19 protein-coding genes are annotated in these 23,040 nt (G+C 45.9%); 4 read left to right on the top strand and 15 right to left on the bottom strand.

What is annotated here, in order from left to right; all coding sequences use genetic code 11:
• Positions 1 to 55: 55 nt before the first annotated feature.
• Together QUA10_RS26275 and QUA10_RS26270 are read right to left on the bottom strand one after the other, a co-directional pair.
• Complete coding sequence (locus tag QUA10_RS26275; RefSeq protein ID WP_333085466.1) at positions 56 to 460, bottom strand: hypothetical protein; 405 nt, start codon at positions 458 to 460, stop codon at positions 56 to 58.
• 168 nt (positions 461 to 628) lie between these two features.
• Positions 629 to 1,219, bottom strand: a complete 591-nt coding sequence (locus QUA10_RS26270) for a hypothetical protein (protein WP_333085467.1) — start codon at positions 1,217 to 1,219, stop codon at positions 629 to 631.
• 81 nt (positions 1,220 to 1,300) lie between these two features.
• On the opposite strand from QUA10_RS26270, the gene QUA10_RS26265 reads away from it, so the two are divergent.
• Positions 1,301 to 2,191 (top strand): hypothetical protein, encoded by an 891-nt coding sequence (locus QUA10_RS26265; protein ID WP_333085468.1) that lies wholly within the window; start codon positions 1,301 to 1,303, stop codon positions 2,189 to 2,191.
• 141 nt (positions 2,192 to 2,332) lie between these two features.
• On the opposite strand, the gene QUA10_RS26260 is transcribed toward QUA10_RS26265, so the two are convergent.
• The 3 genes from QUA10_RS26260 to QUA10_RS26250 form a co-directional block, all read right to left on the bottom strand.
• Positions 2,333 to 2,671, bottom strand: a complete 339-nt coding sequence (locus tag QUA10_RS26260; protein ID WP_333085469.1) for a XisI protein — start codon at positions 2,669 to 2,671, stop codon at positions 2,333 to 2,335.
• Positions 2,659 to 3,075 carry a XisH family protein gene (locus QUA10_RS26255; protein ID WP_333085470.1) on the bottom strand — a complete coding sequence of 139 codons (417 nt, stop codon included), beginning with the start codon at positions 3,073 to 3,075 and terminating at the stop codon, positions 2,659 to 2,661. Before QUA10_RS26255 ends, QUA10_RS26260 begins: the two co-directional genes overlap by 13 nt.
• A 223-nt stretch (positions 3,076 to 3,298) precedes the next feature.
• Positions 3,299 to 3,781: a hypothetical protein gene (locus QUA10_RS26250; RefSeq protein ID WP_333085471.1), complete on the bottom strand. Its 483-nt coding sequence runs from the start codon at positions 3,779 to 3,781 to the stop codon at positions 3,299 to 3,301.
• Positions 3,782 to 3,993: 212 nt separating this feature from the next.
• Between QUA10_RS26250 and QUA10_RS26245 the strand changes: the two genes are divergently transcribed.
• Positions 3,994 to 4,179, top strand: a complete 186-nt coding sequence (locus QUA10_RS26245) for a ribbon-helix-helix domain-containing protein (protein WP_333085472.1) — start codon at positions 3,994 to 3,996, stop codon at positions 4,177 to 4,179.
• Between the two features lie 347 nt (positions 4,180 to 4,526).
• Here QUA10_RS26245 and QUA10_RS26240 read toward each other — a convergent pair whose 3' ends face one another.
• The 4 genes from QUA10_RS26240 to metK form a co-directional block, all read right to left on the bottom strand.
• A complete protein-coding gene (locus tag QUA10_RS26240; RefSeq protein ID WP_333085473.1) occupies positions 4,527 to 6,491 on the bottom strand; it encodes an ATP-binding protein in 1,965 nt (654 codons plus the stop codon).
• 575 nt (positions 6,492 to 7,066) lie between these two features.
• A complete protein-coding gene (locus QUA10_RS26235; protein ID WP_333085474.1) occupies positions 7,067 to 8,983 on the bottom strand; it encodes a HEAT repeat domain-containing protein in 1,917 nt (638 codons plus the stop codon).
• A 458-nt stretch (positions 8,984 to 9,441) separates the two neighbouring features.
• A complete protein-coding gene (locus tag QUA10_RS26230) occupies positions 9,442 to 10,617 on the bottom strand; it encodes a family 10 glycosylhydrolase (RefSeq protein WP_333085475.1) in 1,176 nt (391 codons plus the stop codon).
• A gap of 207 nt (positions 10,618 to 10,824) precedes the next feature.
• Positions 10,825 to 12,087 (bottom strand): methionine adenosyltransferase, encoded by a 1,263-nt coding sequence (gene metK, locus QUA10_RS26225; RefSeq protein ID WP_333085476.1) that lies wholly within the window; start codon positions 12,085 to 12,087, stop codon positions 10,825 to 10,827.
• Positions 12,088 to 12,400: 313 nt separating this feature from the next.
• Here metK and QUA10_RS26220 point away from each other — a divergent pair, with 313 nt between their 5' ends.
• The gene (locus tag QUA10_RS26220) at positions 12,401 to 14,125 is read left to right on the top strand and encodes an AAA-like domain-containing protein (RefSeq protein ID WP_333085477.1); all 1,725 of its coding nucleotides are present in this window, start codon (positions 12,401 to 12,403) and stop codon (positions 14,123 to 14,125) included.
• Between the two features lie 92 nt (positions 14,126 to 14,217).
• Here the strand turns inward: QUA10_RS26220 and QUA10_RS26215 are convergent, their stop codons facing one another.
• Together QUA10_RS26215 and QUA10_RS26210 are read right to left on the bottom strand one after the other, a co-directional pair.
• Positions 14,218 to 14,565, bottom strand: coding sequence for a rhodanese-like domain-containing protein (locus QUA10_RS26215; protein ID WP_333085478.1), 348 nt, complete (start codon positions 14,563 to 14,565; stop codon positions 14,218 to 14,220).
• A 145-nt stretch (positions 14,566 to 14,710) separates the two neighbouring features.
• A complete protein-coding gene (locus QUA10_RS26210) occupies positions 14,711 to 15,340 on the bottom strand; it encodes a hypothetical protein (RefSeq protein WP_333085480.1) in 630 nt (209 codons plus the stop codon).
• Between the two features lie 196 nt (positions 15,341 to 15,536).
• On the opposite strand from QUA10_RS26210, the gene rpsD reads away from it, so the two are divergent.
• Positions 15,537 to 16,145: a 30S ribosomal protein S4 gene (rpsD, locus tag QUA10_RS26205; RefSeq protein WP_333085482.1), complete on the top strand. Its 609-nt coding sequence runs from the start codon at positions 15,537 to 15,539 to the stop codon at positions 16,143 to 16,145.
• Between the two features lie 236 nt (positions 16,146 to 16,381).
• Here the strand turns inward: rpsD and QUA10_RS26200 are convergent, their stop codons facing one another.
• From QUA10_RS26200 to QUA10_RS26185, 4 genes are all read right to left on the bottom strand, one after another.
• Entirely contained in the window at positions 16,382 to 17,584 is a 1,203-nt protein-coding gene (locus QUA10_RS26200) for a catalase (protein WP_333085483.1), read from the bottom strand.
• 198 nt (positions 17,585 to 17,782) lie between these two features.
• On the bottom strand, positions 17,783 to 19,429 hold the full coding sequence (locus QUA10_RS26195; protein ID WP_333085484.1) for a peroxidase family protein: 1,647 nt from the start codon (positions 19,427 to 19,429) through the stop codon (positions 17,783 to 17,785).
• 75 nt (positions 19,430 to 19,504) lie between these two features.
• Positions 19,505 to 20,536, bottom strand: a complete 1,032-nt coding sequence (locus QUA10_RS26190; protein WP_333085485.1) for a DUF2235 domain-containing protein — start codon at positions 20,534 to 20,536, stop codon at positions 19,505 to 19,507.
• Positions 20,537 to 21,146: 610 nt separating this feature from the next.
• Positions 21,147 to 22,580: an MFS transporter gene (locus QUA10_RS26185; RefSeq protein ID WP_333085486.1), complete on the bottom strand. Its 1,434-nt coding sequence runs from the start codon at positions 22,578 to 22,580 to the stop codon at positions 21,147 to 21,149.
• Positions 22,581 to 23,040 lie beyond the last annotated feature (460 nt).

Below are 23,040 nucleotides of genomic sequence, written 5' to 3'. Positions count from 1 at the left end.
GGGACAATTCGGCATAGTTCACAAAAAACTTATCAAGGCTACTATCTTACCATCATTACTTCTTGGCCACTACCAAATTATGAGGTCGATCGATATGGCGTTCTTTCTCAATCTTAGCAATAATTTCATCTAGTTCGGCGGATACTTTAGTCAATTCTTTAGCTTTTTTCAGCAAGCGATCGACCAGCGGTGATGGCAACAACTCCAGCGGCTCATCAAAGTCATCAGAAGTTGTAATTAGTCCTCGATCGCTCCCAAATCGGCTGCGTTTAGGCGAAGATTCTGCAACTTCATCTAAAGTTTCTGGTTCAACTTCTGGTTTGATGCCTTGAATGTGAATTGTTTGAGATTGCCTCCTTTGTCTGAGATAAATTGCGGATATTAGGTCAGACCAAGTAAAGTTTTCAGGCAATCGATCGATTAAGCTCCGGGCTTCTTCTTTGATATTGATAGTTTCCATCGGTTCTCACCAAAAGAGTTTTGCTCTTAATTGTAGTATAAGGGGTCTTGAAGCGATCGCACTTTTAGCAAAAGTCTATTACAACTGATATCTTGCACCTGTTGCAATAGTCCGGCGGGGGTTTGAACCCCCGACGGACTCAGCCTGAGAACGAGATATACCAGAAAATTAATACGGAGTTGCTGAAATTGTCATCGTCTTTTTCTGCACATCAAACTGCATTTCATCAACAACAAATTGCCGATCTTTTGCAACTCCTAAAATCCCCCGCAATTGCCCCCGATTCACCACAGGCGGCTCCAATTTCACCTCAGCTTGACCTTTAACAGCATCTATCAATCGAAAAGCGCTGATGGGAATACCGTTCCATTTCGCTTGAATCCTTGTCGCTGTGGCAATTTCCCCCCTAATAAACTGCCCCCCATTAGTTCGATAAACCACCGCATTGTTGGGAAATACTATTTTATCAATTTGACTCAAGGGGAGCGATCGCTTTTCCCTAGATCCCTGTATCCATAATTTTTGCCCTTTCTCATCAATCTCTACAACTCTACCATCTCTTTTTTCGCCCCCTTTCATCACAATTTCCGCTTGCGTCGGCAACGCTACGGGTATGGGCTGGCTGGCGCTAGCCTGTGCTTGTACGGATGGCAAATTGCGTTTCTGGACTTCCTGACTGGTGGCATTAACTCGTGCAGCCATACTCGCCGTTACTGTAAAAAGTGCTACAACTAGAAAAGAAAGTGTTCTGCGTTTCATACTTCCTTAAACTCCTTTCAAGGGTAAGCGTTAACCCGCTACCATTATAAACGCATACTTCAGTCCCTTGAGGGTAAATCCGTGCTCCCAACTCCAGAATCTACCCCCGAATCGAATATTTTAGGCAACTTAGCCAGTGTTTTTGGCTTGCTTGGTGCTGCCCTGTTTTTCACGGGCTGGATTTATCGCTGGTCTTATTTTTCCTTCTTTCAGCTAGAGGTAACGACTCTCGATTTACCCGTCGAATCGTTTTTTATGGTGCCGCTTCAGGTGTTTTTCGCTGGCGGAAAAAGCATATTCAAAAGTGCGATCGCCCTTCTGCTGACAGCCCTGGCGATTTACCTCAGTTTGTGGCTGGTTAATAGTATAAACAAGACAGTTGCTGCTAAAATTAATGGAACAATTACACGGTGGCTTTCCTCTACTTACGCCAGAAGATTCCCGTGGCTTTACCGCATCCTGAACTCTTGGCAACAATTTAATGTCAATAGGTTTAACTCCATCAAATTATTGCGATCGCTCGTTGACGAAATTATCATCGTCGGTTGGGTATTGCTAGTTTTATTCTGGTCAGCATACCACCAAGGTATTGCCGATGCCCGACGCGATGCCGGGGAAAATTCCTCTTTACCCGCAGTTGCCTTAATCGCCAAGCAAGACAACATTTCTTTGGGCAGAAAACTCGACGATCCAACACTCCGACTAGACCCCAAAGGATTTAAGGCGATCGGCGATGCAGGTCTATTTGCAGATTTGAGCAAAAGAGATTATACTGATATCAATAATCCCAAAGACCCTAGAGTTTGGCGGTTGCTTTTGGAGAGAGGGAACTGGATTTATCTGTTTCCGGCTTTAACAAATGAACAGCAAAAAGACCCTAACGCTCGCCCGCCCGTGATTGCCATTCAACAAAGTCAATCCGGCGATCAATTGTTAATTGTAAGTCCCCAACCTTCTCAACCTTCTAAATAAAGTCTGGGCTGGTTGATTCGATGCCAAAATAGTCTCGATGCTAATCGTTAGACAGTTAAATTAACTTATACGGTGCGTCAGACATTGATTATTTCGATTTCAACAGGTTTTTCTACTCCGGCGGGGAACCTTACGCATTTCCTAAGCAACTCCATAGCCAGTATATGGACGCTTGTAAGGTGGATGTAACCCTAAAATAATATCCTCTTTGGGTACTCCCATCTCGACTAATTCTTGCCCAAGATCGGCTTCTGTCATATTGCGTTGAATCCAGATTTTACCATCCTTGATATCTAAGTGAATGAAACAGTTATAAATCCGCTTGTATCCCTCCCAACCAACGTCTAAAATTTGGTAATGATCTTGTTCTGTATCGAACACAAGCTGACATTCAACATCCAATTCTGAATTTTGCTCTGGTGTGGCATGAGTGGTTAGCAACTGGCGGATAAATTGGCGGTACTGCTCTATTCTTTCCATTCGATGATTACCTCCTGCATCGGCTCGTAGACGATTAACTTCACTTGATACAGTCTGACAGCTTCCTGAGTGAATCGTTCTTGAAAAAAGGATTCAAATATATCGAGAGGAATTGCCAGATATAGAGTTCTGTCTGGTTCGGTCATTTGCAATCCTAAGCGGTAGTTCAAAAACTGTCCTAACGCTGAATGAAAGTCTGTCACCGCTGATGGATTCAAAAAACTTTTGATTTCAACAGCAATCTTTTGTCCAGCTTTTTCAGCGGCAAAGACTTTCTCTGCTGCTAAATCGACCTCAAACTTCACCTGATCTATCTTGAGGATCAGCGGATCTGCCGTAATTACCCACTTCTCCTTCAAGAGAGCTTGTTTAACAGCATCATGGAATCGGTCTTTGGCAGCCATCGCTTTTTTACAGTATCTAGGTATTATGATAGCAGCGAGCAATCTTCCATATCCCGCTTAAATATTCTCTTCACTCTTCAGTCCCACTCTGCTGGGACGAGAGTTTGTGTAGTTTGACTTCTTACTCGCATTCCAGGGGCGCTTCGCCACATACGAGTAAGAGGCAAAAGCGATTTCAATTGCTGAGAGACTACAATTGTCACCGTCCAGAAGTGTTTATTGATTAAGCCTGATCGCACACAACTTCAAACACACCCCCCGGAATAAACCGACACAATGCCCTCCGCCGCTCGTCCGCATCTTGGCGGTTCACAAAACGTGCGATCGTATAGTGCTCAGCATTCGGTAAAATTCGGACGATCGCCCAAGAATTGCGATCGCCCCCCTTTGACTTTTCAGGTGTTTTCCCTCGCGAATTTGGGTTGAGTTCGATCGCGGGGCGATCGGCGATCGTCGGAGAATTTGCTTTTCTGAGAGTGTTGAGGTAGCGGGCGATCGTACTTCCTTTGAGATTCGCCCCGACGCGCAGAATCAGAAACACCGCAAAGCTTTCGATCTCTGGCCCAGTCATTCGCGCGCGATCAGCCTCAAAATCCTCATCAGAGTAGCTGCGGATACCCGACAGCAGTTGCGTGATGCCAAAATCATTCAAAGCTTGTTGATAGCCGCGGTTATATTCGCTGCCGTCGCTCACAGGCTTTACCATAGTAATAGTCTCCAATTTTATGTGGATTGTCTCCTTGTATTTGGAGAACCATCAGCCAGCGCGGGCCCTGCAAAAGTTCAGCGCTGGCTTTTGACTATCTAAGAATATAGCGCATAATGCAGCATTATACACTGTCATGCTGCACATTCGACAAAGTTGTCTAAGATACTCGACAATGACGATCTGCTTAAATAAGAAACAATTAACCTCTAATGTCTAAACGCATATCAACCTCCATCGGAGAAGGAATCTATGACCTACTTCAAGAGTGGGCAAATGAAGAACGCCGTTCAATCAGCGGCTTGTCAGCATTCATTTTGGAACAAGCGGTGAGAGAACGCCAAAAACAAATGCAAAAACAGTCCCCACCATCCGATGAGAAACAAGATAAAAATTGAGTGCAGTGCGTGCGATCGATCTTTTACTTTCTTCCCCGTAGAAGATTATCTACTTGTTGCTTCTTCTTCCTGATTCTTCCTTCGTGTCCTACCCTTCGGGAACGGCTTCGCCGAACGCGTCTTCGCGGTTAAATAATACTAAATGAAATTTATCGGCATAGACTTAGGTTGGAGCTCAGGAGTAAGCGGTTTGTGCTGTTTGAATTGGCAAAATAACCAATTAGAATTAATAGAGTGCGATCGCCCCCACTGACAAGACTAAAGCATTTCGACATAAAGCCAGAGGTTTGAAACATACATTTTCGCCCCTCTGCCTACCCCCCTACATCTCTCACCCCAAAATTACATCACCCGTTTCCTGCTGGTATACGAACAGTGAAAATAGACCCTTTTCCCTCTTCGCTTTCTACCAAAATTTCCCCGCCCATCATCTGACAGTAGTAGCGGCTAAGTGTCAGCCCCAACCCGGCGCCGTCGTACGGTCGCGTTGTTGAACAGTCAGCTTGCACAAAAGCTTCAAACAATTTGTGCTGTTGTTCTTCCGACATTCCTATTCCGGTATCTTTAACTGATAAACAAATCCAATCCGAGTCTTGAACATTCAGCAGGGGACAAGCTATCGCGCCAGAAAGAGTTTCATCGGCAGCCATTGAATCGTCAATCGCCGATCGATCTGCTGTATTCAATTTGCCACTGCCTTCAATGCGCCTGACACTCAGTTTCACTCTGCCGTTTTTGGTGAACTTCGCAGCATTACTAAGCAGATGTATCAAAACCTGCCGGACTTTTTTGAAATCTGCGTGCATTATGCCCACAGTTCGATCGCACTCAATCTCCAAAACATTGCCATTTTTCTCTACTAACGGTTTCGCGGCACTCGCAACATTGTCAACCAGGGATTCGATGTCAAACTCCTGGATTTCGAGTTTCATACCCCCCGCTTCAATTCTTGACAAATCAAGGATATCGTTAATCAAAGATAGCAGGTGCGTGCCGGCTTTCTGAATCTTGTGCAAGTCGGGTACAAACTCATCAAATCCCGCATCCAGGGCATCTTCTGAAAGTAGTTGACTGTAGCCGATAATCGCATTTAAAGGCGTCCGCAATTCGTGGCTCATATTTGCTAAAAACTGGCTTTTAGCAGTGTTAGCGGTGACGGCGGCTTCCTTAGCTTGTTTCAATTCTTTTGTATGTTCCGAAACCCGCTCGATTAGGTGATTGAGAGAGACAGCCAGAGAGCCTATTTCGCCTTGTGCCGTGACGGGGGCTCGCAAGTCAAAATTAGACTCGGCGGCTACTTGTTCGGCCACCTTAGTGACGCTGATCACAGGTTTGGCGATCGCCCGACTCGTCCGGTAAGCTACCATTCCAGCCACCACTACCGACAGCAGCATACTAATAATAATTATGGCTTTTTCCATTCCTTGGGCGTCTTCCATCACTTCACCGCCTTGGCCTTCTTGCTGCTGGGCAATATCGAGGATTTTGCTCAATTCCTCAAGGCTGTTGTTGAGCTGTTTTACACCTTCTCCACTTTCGATGGCGAGCAATTTTCTGGCAGACTCTATCTCCCTAGGGGATAGTTGCGATTGCTGGATTGTCTGCAAGGTTGACTGGAGAGTATCGGCGTATGCTTCTAATTTTTTTGTGCAATCTTGCAGCAAAAACTTGAGAACTTCCGGTTTTGCTGCCAGCCAAGCGGGTTGGCTGTCGACAAACTTTTCTATACGCAACCGCAGATTTTTCGCCTTAACAATACTCTTAACCAACTGCTCTTCTTGCTGTTTTAGCTTGGTCGAATTATCTACAAAAGAATCTAGCTGTGAACCCTGCAATTGGGCCGCCAGCGCTGCATCTTTAAAATTGCCGAGCAATTGCGCTTGTAGATGAGCATCATTGAATTGCTTTAATCCTTGTCCTTGGTAGTAATCGGCAATCACCAGTCCGCTCAGCGAGCCAAGAAAGCCGATTCCTATTGCCAGCAAATACCCGTAGCCAATTTTTTGATGGATAGGCAAACCGCCAATTTTAGATGGCCAACTTTGGCTGACTTTTAAGGATAATCTTTCTACAAAATCATGTTTGGCTTTTTTTTTCTTCACGGTCTCTATAGAAGCCACTTCTCCGGAAATAAAAACTGGCATCTGTTTACCTAAATTGGTATTTTTTTGGTTAACCTTTCGCGTTTTCACGTTTTTTTTCGGCGGGTTAAATGGTTCTAAGTCTGGATTCAATTCCCCCTCGTCTTCCCAAACGGCAACCGAGAAACTTGCTTCGTGTCCTGTTTTTTTTAGCAAGTTAATTTTTGACATATGCAACCCCTGTATTCTGTTAAAATCTATCACGATCTTAAGTTCTCCAAACGGAAAAGCTTGTCTATTTGACGATAGACATCTGCGAAAAAGCATCTGAAACTCTGGTCGAGTCAGAGGAGAAACTTAAATTCGGTTGATGTCTAAGAGATAATTAGGCTGTTGAGGACTGTTGCCAAATTACTTTTTCGACTCGTAAAAGTCTGCAGCAGGCAAAAAAAAATAAAACTTTATCCCCGCAGTGAATTATCCCTGCGTGGAATGTTACAGGCAGAAAATTCTCTCCGACCTGTTTTGCCTGTGAGTAGCCCAAAGCTAATATTGTCTATTGACAATGCACCCGATTCCTTCGCTTTGGACTTTGGCTGCCAGCAATGCGACGATTGCTTAACGGTTTTTGTTGAGCATCCGACAACTTCCTAGCACAGAATGTCACAAATGCAGCAGCCGATCAAACTTTTGCACCCTGGCGATCGACTTTTGGCATCGTTGCCCCGCAAAGACAAGTCTGAGGTGAAGTGTCGTTAGTTGAGTATAACTGTAGGGCTTGCGAAAAGAAACCCGCTTTCTGCAGGTCAACTGTTGGCGATTGCGAGTTCTGGAGTTGCGGTAGTCAATTCGATCGCCAGTGCTAGCTTACCGTCTCTACCCAAAGCTTCATCGGCCAAGTGTACCATCCAGCGATTCGGCTTGGCTTGGGGTCTGGCGGCAAGCACAACCGCCCAAGCTTCCCGTTCCTTGCCGCGACCCAACAGCGCAGCACAAACAGTTAAAGCTGTGGCCGTTGAACGGCTGATGCCACTTTGGCAGCAGATCAGCAAACTGCCTCTGGGCGACGACATTTTGAGGGCGAAGTCAATAATTTTCAGTACATCCTCAAGGCTAGGCAAGATTTGATCGGGGTCGTCAACGGGGGTGTCGAGGTCGTTAAACTCCAGACACATTCGGTTCGGGATTTGATGAAAAGTTTTGGGTTCGGGCACACCCGGACTGCCGATCGATATCAGGTATTTGATCTGGCGCCCCACAGCGCGATCGACAATGTATTCACTGGCTTCTACTTGCGAAGCAATCAGGATTTTCGGCAATTTTTCACCCGACAAATCTGGGGAAACAGAGGGATCAAAATCAACTGTTTCTGCCTCAGTGTTGACATCCGCCAAGTATTGGACAGCCAGCGCCCGAACGTCAGCAAATTCGCGATTTAAAGCTGTTTCCAGAGCAACAATAGCAGCCGTTGAGCCAATTTGACCGAGGGATTTAACAGCTTTTTGGCGCACTCCAGAATTTTCGTCCCCCAGCAACCGCACCAAACCTGCCACAGCTTCCTCTGTCCCAATTTCCCCCAAAGCAGCAGCAACTCTCCACCGCACATAAGATTCGGTGTCGCCAATTGCACTCGCCAGTCCCGCGACCACCATTTTGGGCAATTTAGCATCTCCCTCTGTATTGATGTTCCCCAGGGCAACCGCCGCCCTGCCGCGCACGAAAATATCTCGATCCGAGAGCGACCCGATTACGGCTACCATAGCCACCTCGCTGCTGATTTCCCCCAAGGCAGAAACTGCACTGCCACGCACGTCTGAGTCGTCATGGTTGAGGGCTTGCACCAGCCCGGCCACAGCCGTTTCCGTGCCAATTTGTCCCAAGGCCTCGGCGGCCCTCAAAGAAACTGCATAGGAGTCGGGATCGTCGTGAAGCAATTCTACTAAGCCGGGTACTGCCTCACAATCGCCGATTTTCCCCAAAGCCGCCGCGGCCCTAGCCCGGACGATGTGATTTTCGTCTCTGAGGGCATTCAGCAGCCCGGGAACTACCTCAGAGACGGCGATTTTCCCGCAGTTGACGGCAGCCCGCCAGCGCACCTCCGAATCTTGGTGTTTGAGGGCTTTGAGCAGCGCGGGGACGGCTGTTTTCGGGTTAATTTTGCCCAAGGCCCAAACAGCCCAGGCGCGCACCCTCGACTCTGGGTGTTTGATGGCTTTGAGCAGTGCTACGGCGGCTAATTTCGAGTCAATTTCTCCTAAAGCCCAAGCGGCCCAAGCTTGGATTTGGGAATCTTTGGATTCGAGCGATCGGGCTAATTCAATTACTGCTGCTTCGGTGCCTATTTTTCCGATCGCTCGAATCCCATCCAGGCGCACTGCACTTTCTTTGTGGTTCAATGCGGCCACCAGCATCGGAATTGCCATATCTGAACTTGTGAGGGCCAACAGTTGAATTTTGAGCAGCGGCGAAGTGGGGATTTTGTCGATTAATTTTATTGTGGCTATTTGAAATTCTGGCTTTACCGTTCCTGCTAGCTTCGAGCCGAGTTTTAAATTTACTTTTAGAGCTAATTTTACTGCCCGCAACGCCAGACTTTGCTGTTCTACTTGCGGCAATATAGTCGCCAAGGTTCGCATCCCTTGTTTTTGTTTCAAATATTTTTGATGAAATTGAGCATCGCTGAGCTGGGGTAGCTGTTCGATGAGGCTTGCTGCTGAGGTCACTGATTTATCCTAATATTTTGGCGAGCGGTTGAGATTGCTCTTTTAAACTGTCTTTAAAAAATATGGCGTCTACAAAACGCTACTTCTAAAAAAAAGCTTGCACCACTTCTAAAATATGTCTTATTCCACTATTTTTGCAACTCCCCAATTATTAATTATGGGGTCTGTTTGGGGGATCGGCGTGACAACGAGTAGCGCTTGCTGCTTGGCATTGCTGGGTTTTTAACTAGCCTAGCTCTGCTATATCATTTTATACTCACATCTTGCACCATGGTCAGCAACAGGCAAGATGCCTGTTCCCCAAGAAAATTCACTCTTTGTGGAATAGGCATCTTGCCTGTTAATCAAAGCTTATGGAGAATGGTGCCACATCTTATTTTATACCAACTTGGTTTGGAATAGCGATCGGCGCAGTTGACGGCAGCCAACCGAAAACAGATTGATGGCGGGACAATCTCTCAACGAGCATAGGGCCCTTTTTTCAAAACCTTAGCCAAAGCGTTATCGTTATCTCGCAAACCTTCGTAAAAAAACATCACTTCTCCTTGAATGCCGCAAGAGCGGTTGTAAGCAATTACTTGCAACAACAGTTCGGGAGTTATGCTATATTTGCTGCCTCGATTCGTCAACAAAATACCGGGCGACACGCACTTTACTTGCTGCCCGCTAAGCTGTCCCGACATCATTTTATCGACCAATTGTTTGTAAGCATTAAAATCGCGGCGATAAAACTGCGGGTGAAGCAGATCCACCAAATTTTTGTCAACCCAAGCTTTAGAATCTTGCAAATATTCCACCAGCCCCCAGTCATAAGGACTCGGCGACATTGATAGCAACAAATCAGGATTAATCGCTTTCACTTCTCGGTATAAACGAGCCACAAACTCAGTAATAATATCAGCGCGCCACTGCACCCAATGTTGTTCTTTACAATCCGATGGTGCGGCTCTCCCGCATTCTTCTCGATAGCGTTTAACCGTTTTTTCGTCGTAACCGCCTTCTACGGGAAACGCAATGCGATCGTCTCCTTGAACGCCGTTTACCGGATAATTCTTAGCAACTTCCAGCATCAACCCCAGCACAAAGTTTTGCACTTCCGGGTCAAGAGAATTCATCCAGTCAAAGTTATTTTTCTTAAGTAAATTGCCGCTGGCATCACGGGCAATCCACTCAGGTTTTTTCGCCAGCAAATGACCGCCCTTGCGATTGTAAGAACTCACAAATCCGTATTCAAAACAAGGAATCACTTTTAAACCAACTCTCTTGGCCTCAACACATATTTCCGCTAAAGGGTCGCGACCTTGATAGCGCGAGTCAATTTCCATCCCAAAGTTTTCTCGCATTATCTGAGAAGGATAAGCCGTATAACCCTGGCTCCAAATTATAGGAAAAACGGTATTAAATCCCGTATCGGCGAGAAAGTCCATTGCCTCAGCAGTTCGCTCTTTTGATGTTAGAACTTTGGAGTCAGTGGTGGTTATCCAAACGCCGCGAATTCCACCAGGATTGTTAGTCGCAAACGAACTGGGCAGCGTTGCCGGATTTGGTGCAGAAAATCCAGTCGTCGCCAACCGCTGTTGGAGGGAAGAGGCAAAACTGCGAATTGCTGATTGGAAATGTGTGAAAAAGCGCATTTATTTAGTCTTTTTTTCTTTGAAGGTGGGTACTGAACCCGCTACGTTATTATTGATTGGTAGCACCCGGTATTATTTATGGATAAGATGGGCCGAAGAACACCCAATATTATTTATAAATAAGGTGCGGAGTACGCACCCTACATTCGTTGGTAGCACCCGATATTATTTATGGATAAGGTGCGCTGGGCGCACCCCATAATTTTACTATCCAGCTACTCCAGACAACTTCTGGCTCAAAGCTTCTTTCAAAAGTTCCGCCTTATCAGTTTCCTCCCAAGGCAAATCTAAATCAGTGCGTCCGAAGTGACCGTAAGCCGCCACATCTTGATAGAAACGGCCGCCTCTTTCAGCAGGCAAATTCTGCAAGTTAAATGCCTGAATGATTCCCGCAGGACGCAGTTCAAAATGCTGCTTCACAACTTCCAAAAGGCGATCGTCATCAACTTTTCCAGTGCCAAAAGTTTCGATCATCATGCTAACCGGCCGCGCAACGCCGATCGCATAACTCAACTGCACTTCGCACTTTTCGGCCAAACCAGCCGCCACGATATTTTTAGCAACGTAGCGACAAGCATAAGCCGCGCTGCGGTCTACCTTGGTGGGGTCTTTCCCAGAAAAAGCGCCGCCGCCGTGGCGGGAATAGCCACCGTAGGTATCCACAATAATTTTGCGGCCCGTCAAACCCGAATCTCCTTGAGGCCCGCCGACCACAAATTTGCCGGTAGGGTTGACAAGGAAGCGAGTTTCTGAATCCGGCTTCACGCTAATATCGGCAAACACAGGTTGGACGATAGCAGTCCAAAGGTCTTCTTTGATCTTGGCTTGAACTGCGGCTGTGTCTGTGATGTCGCCGATCGTTTCGGTGTGCTGCGTAGAAATTAAAATCGTATCTATGCCAACGGGTTTGCCGTCCTCATAGATGACTGTAACTTGGCTTTTGCCGTCGGGACGCAGGTAAGATAACTGACCGGTTTTGCGGACTGCGGCCAGTTGACGGCAAATCCGGTGCGCTAAACTGATCGGCAGAGGCATCATTTCCGGCGTTTCGTTGCAAGCAAAGCCGAACATCAAACCTTGGTCGCCAGCGCCGATGGCGTCTAATTCCTCTTCACTCGATTGTTCCCGGCTTTCGTGGGCTGTATTCACCCCTTGAGCAATATCGGGAGACTGAGAATCAAGAGCCACCAACACTGAGCAACTATTGGCCGAAAAGCCGTTGTCAGCGTGGATGTAGCCAATATCGGCTATTTTTTTCCGGGCTAATTCTATGTAATTTACCTGAGCTTTAGTGGTAATTTCGCCCGTCAGCAGCATTAAGCCGGTGTTGACGACAACTTCGGCTGCGACGCGGCTTTTGGGGTCTTCAGTCAGTAAGGCATCTAAAATCGTATCTGAAATTTGATCGCAGATTTTATCGGGATGGCCTTCAGTGACCGATTCAGAGGTAAACAGGTAGCGGCGTGACAATGATTATTTCTCCTTAGATAGGGGCTCTTCCTGCGCGACATCGACGACCGACGAGTTATTTTTCAGGTAAAGGCCAAGAATGAGCGCGTCTGGGCTACCGTCGAATTTTTGTCGGTCTGCAGAGCCGTGTTGAAGCAGGGTTTGAGACTGGGTAAAGTGACACTACTATAGCAAAGTCAGTTCCGGGAAGTCCCTAAAAACTTAGATTTTGTAGGATTGTCGATCAATCTTGGACACCGCTCGTCTACTTCCTAACCTGACAAAGGTTGACGCACAGTAAGATACAGTCAGGGTATCGCCTTGCACAATGACTATGGCTGGACTCCAAAAATCACCAAACTCGATCCAAACAGTTGCCGACCTAGATTTTCCCGGCGGCCCCATACCGCTTGACTCTCCATTTTATATTGAGCGCTCAGGGGCCGAAGCGTTGGTCTGTGCAGAAATTAGCAAACCCGGAGGCCTCGTTCGCATTAAAGCTCCCAAAAAAATGGGCAAAAGTTCGCTGATGCTGCGGATAATTCACGCGGCAGTCGATCGTGGATACCGCACAGTAACTGTAGACTTTCAGCAAGCCGACGCAGCGGTTTTTGCTAGTTTAGATAAATTTTTACGCTGGCTTTGTGTCAATGTCGCTCGGCAACTCAAACTCGAACCAAATATTGATGAATTCTGGGATGAAGATATGGGCAGCAAGGTAAGCTGCACAATTTACTTTGAAAACTATTTGCTCGAACTAATTGATAGTCCCATTATCTTGGTGATTAACGAAATAAATCGCATATTTGAACGCACTAACATTGCTCAAGATTTTCTTTCGATTATCCGTTTTTGGTATGAACAAGCTCGCGCTAGCACAACTTGGCAAAAACTCCGCATTGTTGTCATTCATTCGACCGAAATTTATATTGCTTTGAGGCTTAATCAATCTCCATTTAATGTAGGAATGCCGATTAAACTATCAGAATTTACTGCTGAACAAGTTCAAGATTTGGCGTGCAGACACGGACTGAATTGGAGCAATAGCGATCCGATCGAGCAATTAATGAACATGGTAGGCGGGCATCCTTATTTAGTGCATTTAGCGCTGTATCACCTGGCAATTTTGCAACAAAATCGCCTCTCAGTCGATCGGGATGAACCATGGCAGGAACTGGAGCTAGCCAAGTTGGCAGAACTTTTAACAGCAGCTCCTACTCACAGCGGAATTTATAGCGACTACTTGCAAAATCAGTCGATCGCCATTCAACAGCAGCCCGAACTCGCCTCCGCCTTCCAACAAGTTGTCGCTGCTAAAAATAGCATTCACCTTGAACCTTTGATGGCTTATCAGTTAGAGAGCATGGGACTGGTCAAATTAGAGGGAAATAACTGTAGTTTGTCTTGCGAATTATATCGCCTGTATTTTCAAGGGCAAAATTTGTGCCAGGACAAGTTATTGGTGGTTCGTTTTGAGGAGTTGCAGCAAGAAAATCAAAGATTGCAAGCTTTGGTGAATGTGGACGAACTTACTCAAATTGGCAACAGACGGTATTTTGATAGTTGCTTGCGAACGGAATGGAAACATATGGATCGCGAGGGGTCTCCGATATCTTTAATTTTGTGCGACCTCGATTATTTCAAAATATATAATGATACCTACGGACATCAAGCAGGAGATGAGTGTTTGCGATCGGTAGCTCAGACAATTCGCCGATCGCTCCCGCGGCCTGCTGATGTAGCTGCTCGCTACGGGGGCGAGGAGTTTGGTGTGATTTTACCTGAAACTGATGCGTCGGCGGCTGTGGTTGTTGCCGAACAAATTAGAGCAAAAGTGAAAGATTTGAAGATTCTTTTTAACCCGCAGAGTCTTGACGGTCTACCTAATTCTGTGGTAACGATTAGTTTCGGAATAGCCAGCGTTGTTCCGAGCGAGGAAAATGATGCGATAACGCTGCTAATGGCGGCTGATGAGGCTCTTTATGACTCGAAAAGGCAGGGGCGCGATCGGCTCACTATGAGTAAGCTTTTAAATTTTCGATTCGCTGCTGTTAATTAGGTAATTCGGGGGAAATATATTTCGCTTATACAGATACAAAGTCCGCCCGCGCGGACTCTGAAGAAAACGATAGTTAAGAACTGGATGTGATGTTAATAGCGGGGGACGGTTCGATCGACCACCATTGAGTAAGCATCGATACCGCCAACGATATTTTTAACGTTAGTAAATCCTTGAGTGGCTAACCAGTGGCACATTTGAGCCGATCGCACTCCGTGGTGGCACAGAACTAGGGTTTCGGTGTCGCGATCGAGTCTAGCATCAATTTCACCAGACCATTCGGCAAACTCGCTCAGCGGAAAAGCTACAAATCCCGGCAGCGCCGCGAGTTCAATTTCGTAAGGTTCCCGCACGTCTACAAGCTGCAATTTATCAGCATTGGTTTCTGCTAATTGGCAAGCTAATTCTTCGACTGTAATTTGAGCAAAAATTTCTGACATTTGATTATAAAAAAGTAGTCAGTTGGCAGTTGGCAGTTGGCAGTTGGCAGTTGGCAGTTGGCGATTGGCAGTAGCTAATAGCTGTGGAATAACAAATAACAACTAACAAATAACAACTGACAACTGACAACTAACAACTGACAAATTAATTGGGGGGCGAAGGCGGTGAAATTAGCTCCACAGGAGGCGTCGGTGCAGGGCGTCCGTCCAACTGGCTCACGCTGTCTCTGGGGTCAAGACAAGTGGCGATTAACCTGTCAGTGGGAAAGTCGAGCCTGCCGCTCAAACCGACTACGCATTCAGAAAACTGTTGTGGTAATAAACTGCGGCGGCATCCATCGAGCACTACCAGGGGATCAGCAGGTTGAGTTCGACTTTTGCCGTTAATATTCACTACGCAAGTAGCCAATTCTTTGGGACGCCTCACCCGCCGACAGCTAGAGAGGGCTTCGACACCCGAAATATTGGTTTTGCGGTTGATTTGGAGGGCGCATTTAGATATGTCGCGGGGGTGGAGCGCATCAGCACAAGCGGCGGCTGCGGCCTCTGCTCCCACTCCGGCGTCGATTAGTTCAAGGGCGCAGACGCGATAGGGATTCCTAGAGCGAGGGATTCTAATAGTGATGGCTGATGCTGGTGAGATTGGCAGTGCTGTTGCCAACAAACCGAGTGCTGCTAGCTGCGTGCCGAGAGCTAAGATCCAGCGCGCGGTAGGGTTTGAGCCTGTCGGTGCTGGCTTTGGGGAAGAAGTGCGGGAAAAATTGCGGTTGTGCATGGCAGATCGAGTAGTGAGTTCTTTTGGCTGATTGGGGCGATCAAGCGATCGGCTTTTCCTTCAGAATTTACCTCACATTATGGCTCGCGCTGCGGTCGATCGTTTTTTTATCGATCTTTATTTGAATTTTGACCGTTACCAACATATAATATAGAGTCTGCATAAAATTGCATACAGATATTAGAGAGGAAAATAAATGTCTCGATATCGAGGCCCCCGATTGAGAATCGTCCGTCGCCTGAAAGAGTTGCCGGGTCTAACCCGCAAAACCCCCAGACGAGATTATCCGCCTGGACAGCACGGTCAAAACCGCAAAAAGCTCTCTGAGTATGCGGTTCGTTTGCAAGAAAAGCAAAAACTCCGTTTCAATTACGGTGTGACGGAACGCCAACTGCTCCGTTACGTCCGCAAAGCCCGCCGTGTCACGGGCTCCACAGGTCAAGTGTTACTGCAATTTTTGGAAATGCGCTTGGACAATACTGTGTTTCGGATGGGAATGGCTCCAACCATTCCGTCCGCTAGACAATTGGTAAATCACGGTCACATAACTGTCAATGACCGTGAAGTCAATATCCCCAGCTATCAGTGCAAGCCTGGTGATGTGGTTGCTGTGAAAAATAGAGAGCGCTCGCGCACAATGGTAGAAGCTAATCTCAAAGACCCAGGCTTGGCTCACTTGCCGAATCACTTGGAATTTGATAAGCAAAAACTGGTTGGCAAAGTTAACGGCGTTATCGAACGCGAGTGGATTGCTCTACAGATTAACGAACTGCTAGTGGTGGAATACTACTCACGGCAAGCTTAATTTCTTAGTCATCAGTCGTTGGTCATTAGTAATCAGTTGGTTGCTAGCAAAATAATTAATAATTGGGTACGAACCCAGTTATTGATTAATTGCTACTGAATAATGAGGACTAAGGACTGATCACTAAAAATTAATAATTTTCAACATTCCCACCCCCTAAAAAGGGATGGGATTTTTTGAAGGTTTTGCTTGTTAATATCGTTTCCGGTGGGATGTCCCCGACAAAAATTATTCCCTTAAAATGTTTCTTCTCCGGTTGGTTCTTGGTGGACAAGACCTCGCTTTTGAAGGCGATAATTCGCTACAACCGGGTAAACAACACCGCGTATCCGATTGATCGCACCTACAGGACGATGAACTGCTAAGCCGTTCCAGGGAGAATATCTCAGGTTTTCGTTGAAATCCGATTGTTTTTCAAAATCAATAATCTGATGCTTGACGGTGAGACGACCTACTCTCAAGAAGGGTGATTCTTTTTCCTTCCATACATTGATGCCATCGTCGATCGGCATTTTGAGGCTGGTTTGGAACTGAATGCCAAAATCCCAACAGTATTGGGCATCAGGTTTCGCCAAGGCTTGAATTAGATCATCCCGGTAATAATTGTCTGGTTGATTGGGATCTAAACCCAAGGCTTTAGCGCGATCGACAAAAGGAATTTTAGGAATTCCCGGTCGAGATTGTTCGGGAATTATCTCATGCGGTGGTTTGCATGAAACCGGAGTAAACCCATACTTAATTACAGCAGGATATTCGACAGGAACTAGACCAGGCTGGGAGGGATCGAAATCGGGATTGAGGCCCAAAGCAGAGGGTGAACCGCTCCAATATTTTGCTGTTAGCAAACTCTTCGGAGTCCGGCTACCCGTAAGCGTCGAGACCGCTAGGAAGTGTCTGGGATGTCGTATTAGCCACTTTTTCAATGTCTCTGGTGATTCAACCAGAGCAGAAAAAAAGCCGTAGTAGTCTTTGATAGTTTGGCTCACAAATATCTCTGAATTGTGAACAATGATGTCCTGGGTTTTTGACTCGTGGCTTTGGGCCAGTCGTTCCCCTTCCACCCCCATCACTTTCACTGAAATTGAGCGCGAATCTTTGGCGTAATCATTGGCTACTTTGGTAGCCCCGTTAGCAAATCGCAACCAAACAGGATATTCTTTGGGTTTTGCTAGCAAACCTTGCTTAAGGGAAATAGCATTGAGTCGCGAAGAACTTAACGAAGCGCGTTTGCCCAATTCCCGTTTAATCGCTTCCTCATCAAAGTCAAAAATTTCCAGAGTTCCTTTAACGCAAGCATGAGTTTTGGCGTGAGTATCTCGCAGCGCCCGCTCTTTATCCCCGTAAAGATTATCCATCCGAAGCTTGGCTTGCTCAACCAAAAGATTGTAGTATTTGCGTTCGTCCTGTTCGGGATATTCGGTAAATAACTTCTTGCTCATAAATAACCTTCGGTTAATCGCTAAAAAAGGTTCTACACAAACCGTTGCATCTGTTAAACAGTATAACTGCTGGTGCAATTGCTTCCGAATTGCCGTAGGCGATCGCTTGCGAAAAAATCGCCTTTTTCTTCCTCATTTTTGAGGGCGCAGGTGTATTTGCGCCCCCCACTAACTTGAGTCTTAGTCGTCAGCTACAACTTAAAGATCAAAGGAGACTTTGTACTTGGGATCGCTTGGAGGAACATTACGATTCACTAAATCAGACACTGTTTTGGTATTTTGGATAATTTCCCAACCAACCTCTGAAAAAGTTTCCTTATTGAATACTTTAGGCGATAACAAAGGATTAGTTAAAGCTTGGGAGAAAGCATCAATGCCAATTATCCGTGCTACTAAAGGCGGAATTGCTGAATTTTTGCGGACATCTTCAGCGTACAATCCGACAAAGAATTCAATCTTATCAACATGACCGTACAACTCTTTTAATTTCTGTTGAGCATATTCGTCACCCGTAATTTGATTGAAATCAGTCACCCTGGGATAACCACACATTTCGCGGTAATCGTTATAACTGGCTAACTGCGCCTGCCGTCCGAGTTTAACAGATGCTAGTTCGGTAGCATCAATAAATGTATAGGGTGTTCCTGCGATCTTAAAATCAGGTGTGTTAAACAAACCAATTCTAGTGCCTGGTTGGGAACAACTTTCTTCCATCAATGCACCCAACCCTTTATCGATTAACATCTGATTATTCCAGAGGGAATCGTACATGGATTTTTCTTGACCGTCATAGATAAAGGTTTCAGGAACCGCACTATGCCAGCGATAGACAAAACTAAACTCAATCGCCATCCAATTTTCTCGATACCAACTTTCCTTGGTAAAAGCTTCAGGATCAGCAAAGAACCTAAAATTATAGGGCGTAATGTGGAAAATGTACTCTTCCATAATGATATTGAGAACAATCACCATGAGAATATTTCTCGCGGTTTGGAAGAGCCTCTCATCGTCCCATTCCGGATAGCTTTTGGACAAAACATCACAAATTCGATTATGCTCCCTGATACATAAAGTGTTGAGCATGACATAGCCAATTTGGACGTTTGCCCGTTCAACTCCCATTGCAAATAGCTTGCTTTTCTTTTCGGGGGGTTGCCTTTTCTCATCATTAAGGGGTGCATGAAGACCTTCAAATTGAGGATCGACAATACCCTGCTCAGGATCGGCATAATAAAAGAGTGGATACTCTTCTTCTACGCCATCTTTGCGCTTGAGTTTTTGGGTTTTAAATTTACCGTATTTGAAACCTCTGAGCATATTTGTTTGTTTGCGGGTCAACCCGTAAACATTACACATATCAATCTGATGGTTGGAGGTATTTTTGAAACGGTTTTGCTGATCGATCCGGAGAAAACTATCTGTAAACCACTGCACCCAATAGGGAAATAGCAGAGTCGATTTTTCTGAATAAATGGTTTTTCCGTCTCTTTTTTGGAATAAGGTCTTTAATTTATCCAGTGGTGGTAAATTCCCTTCTTTGTTAAATTCTGGGTCGGGAGGTAAATGTCGCCCAGTATAAGTCTTGTCTGTAAGTGAATCCCAAGAGATGTAGGTATCAGTTTTCTTGGGAATATCTGTCCCTGGAATTTTGGGATCTAAGCCCATTAAGCTATAGGGAAGCGGGCGAGTCGGAAGTTTGTAAATGATACTATTGAGAAAAAATTTGTTTAGTTTACGTTTCAGAGGCTCATAACTTTGAACTAAATCCCAAATTGGTTTGAAATGAGTCAACGTATATGCTAAAGCTTTGTTGCTGAATCCATCTCTAGATGTATCTCTTGTCATGATTGCTTCTCCTTTCGATTGTGGTAGATTAGATCGTCTTCTTATGTTCGGTTCTGAGAGATTGATAAAGTTTGATTATTTTTCTATATTTTCAATTACTTTGGAGAGAATCTTTTGCAGATTTTTAGGCCGATAGTCTTGGCGTTTTTTCAATCGCTCGATCGCGCTTTCATGAAGATCCTCAATGGTCTCCCCCACCTCGCGCCACTTGATTCCTGCAAATTTGAAGAACCCAGGATTGTTTTGAAATGAAGCCTTATAATCAGGCTTGATATCCTCAATGGCCTCTGGCTCGAATTCCAGCTTCAATTCAAGGTCACTGATTTGATCCAACATCCACTTCAAGACAGCATCTGATAACCCGCGGTATTCTGGCGTACCACCGCCGATGCAGCCATGCTCGCCTGGAAACCAAACTTGACGAAGCTTATGGGTCGGGGCATCAGGATTTTTCTTCATCAGGGTAACATCAAAGACTTCGCGAATTTCGTCGATCGCAACGGCGTGCAACGCATTCTCAATATCCTTATTTAAAGTGGTGTCGTGGAATTTGTACCTTGTTTTGATCTGTCCCTCAAACTTCTTCAAGGCGGGTACAAGAGGAATACCAAGGGCTCCAACGGTGTCGAAACAACCAAGCAAGGTAATCGGGACGCGATCGCCCTTATCTTTGCCGTAATTTTCGCGGAAACTCTTTGCTTCCGGATGCTTTGGTGAAATCTCTCGCTTACGGTAAAGCTCGTAAGCTTGTGATGCCATGGTAACGTTACGGCGGGATAGGAGACCGGAGCAATAGATCATCCCCGCTAGACTCCTGACTGTATAAGCACCGCGACTGAACCCGAATAGATAGATTTCGTCACCCTGATCGTAGTTGAAAGAAAGAAAACGATAGGCATCTTGTATATTTTTATCGATTCCCAGCCCAGTGACTCCGCCCACAATCTTGTTACTGTCTACTCCAATTCCCTCGTCATAAAACACGATCTGCGGAACCCCGTCACTGGCTGTCCGTTTCACGGCCTGGGCAAGCCTAACCACATTAGTTGGGCACTGAGTATCTAGTTTGTTCCAAGTTCCATCACAGCAAACGATTAAACGTTTCATTTTTAAATTCTCTCTTTGAATCTGAAATTGGATAGCGAGGTATCATTAGTAATCGGTTACAAGAGAATTGCCAATTCCCGTTTTTGTATAGCGTCAGGCGATCGCTCCTAATTTCTTGCTCGACCCTATTGTTATCTGGCTGGGCAATCTTTAGCTATTTCGATTCTCCGGATATTAGTCCCAAAATACCATCTAGTCGAGTTTATTGTATTAAAATGTGAATCTTATTTATATTTCTTAACTTCAAAACTTAGAGTGTTAAACAGTAGGTTTGGTTCGGAGAAAATGCTCGTTTCTGCTAAAACGTAAAAAATTCAGAGTGTGAAATAGTAGCTTTGGTTAGGGAAAAATGCTCGATTCTCCTAACAGAAGTAGCGCTCCGACGCCCTAGCTAAGAAACATTTAAACACATTTACGTTATGCCAGGTCAGTTTTTAGAACAGCTATATCTGATCTATTTTTCCTTTAGCTGCAAGATAATGGTGACCTAGGGGTCGAACAAGTAGCAGCTTTGGACTATGTTTTGGATTAAAATTTGTTTCAGCCACTCTCAGATTTTCTGCGGTGGGCTTTTCTGGTTTCTTGATCGGTAAATTTGTGAAAAAATTTCCTAGCTCCGGTTAAATTTGAAACGTCCAAAAGTGGGGAGGATCGACCGCAGCGACTGGCTACGAGGTTCTCGCACCAAAACCAAAGGCAGCAAGCCTACCAAGCGCACAGCAGCCGAGAGGGCAAACAGTGATCCCAAACTCATGCCCGGAAGTTCGCCAAGAAAGCCGCCGGCGGTAGTTCCCAAAGCCCCAGCTAATCCCGAAACCGCTGCGGCGATCGCAAAATAAGTCGAAGGTTGCTCGATCGACGCTATCTCCATTTGAATATTGTTACTACACAGCCCGATCGCGCCTAAAGTCGTTCCTCCCAACAAGTGCAGCAGCGGCAGCCACACCCACACCGAGAACGGGTAATTGCTCGTACCCAACCACAGCAAAGGCGTTACCGCCACCACCAGCCCCACCGCCATTAGCAGAGGGCGATTTCCCCAGCGATCGGCCAACTTACCCCAAAACATCAGCAGCAGTAGATTTGCCCCGGAACTTAAGCTGGTGTAAATCGTTACCAAACTAACATCCAAGCTTAAATCTTTCAGCAGGTAGATATTAAAAAAAGGCGCGCTGAGATTAACAGCAAATGTCCACACACTGAAGTAAAGAATAAACATTAAAAAATTAGAATCTTTCAGCACAGAAGGCACAAAATCTGTTATTTGCTTTGCTTTTTTCTCTGTAAGTCGATCGTTCTGTGCATCTTTTTTGTATACCTGGGGATTCACATCAACCATGAAGCATTGACACCCCAAACTAATTATTCCCGCCAAAACACCCACCAATAAAACAATACCGTAGCCCAAAATTGGGCCGCCGTCCCAAGTTGAAACTCCCAATCCCATCAACGGCACTCCCAGCAAAGTGATGAGGCTGACAGCACTGTTGCGAAAGCCAAAATAGCGTCCCCGCAAGCGCTGAGGAACCACAGCAGCCATCCAACTGAACCAGCTAGAATTGGCAAAAGCTGCCAGCACGCTAGCTGCTACGACTGTTACCAGTGTCCATTGCAGCAGTTGGTGGAGGTCTGCGTGCTGGGAACCCCAAACAATTGCCACCGCCAGCACCAGCCACAGCAGCCGCGACATGCCGAATACAAATAGGTTGTACCAGTGGCGGCTGGTCGTCTGATCTGCGATGTAGGCTCCTAATGGTTGCAGGAGATTTACCACCATCGGAATAGCCGAGAATATACCTATTTCCACGCTGCTCGCCCCGAGTTGCAGCAAGAAGTTGCTAAGCAGCACGCCGCCAGTCGCCGACTCGAAGACAGCCGCAAAAACGCCGTCTAAAGTTGAGGCTTTCAGGGTCGATCGAACGTCTTTTTTAGAAATTTTGAGAGCTGTTTTTGCAGAGAGAACGAGCTGAAATATTTTCGGGTCTACTATTTCTGGAGTCTGAAGAGATAGAGGTTCATTTAACTCTGCAACTGGTTCAACCATAGTCAATCGATTTTAGATTGTAGATTTTAGATTGGAGAATTGAAGTAATAGGGTTAGATAAAACCAGCCCCACCTTCAAGAGGCTAGCTCAAAAGTAGGACTGGTACGTCCGGGTAATTCATATCAATATAAATGACTTGCAATCGCTAGGACATCAACCGCTTGGGAGATATAAAGTGGGTAATTGTAAAAAAGTAGGTTGTAGGGCCTAACAAAGAAGCGATCCCAGCATTTTGCCTGCCAAAAATTGTTCAAATTCCGCCTCAAACAAGTCCCCCAAAGGCCCAAGCAAATTTAGCGCCCGATCCTCGACTCGCCTCTGGCACCTTTACGGCTAGCTAAATCTATAGAATGAATCCCCAAGGATGATGCTAAAATGCTTGTGGCTGGCAATAACCTTGCGCTGTACAAGTCTTGGGGGATGTCAGCCTCCCATCAAAAAATGCCAACAGGCGATCGC

The organism is Microcoleus sp. Pol8_D6, assembly GCF_036700965.1.
GTDB lineage: Bacteria > Cyanobacteriota > Cyanobacteriia > Cyanobacteriales > Microcoleaceae > Microcoleus.
The sequence above is the reverse complement of the archived record's forward strand: the minus strand, read 5'-3'. Positions and strand labels throughout refer to the sequence as shown.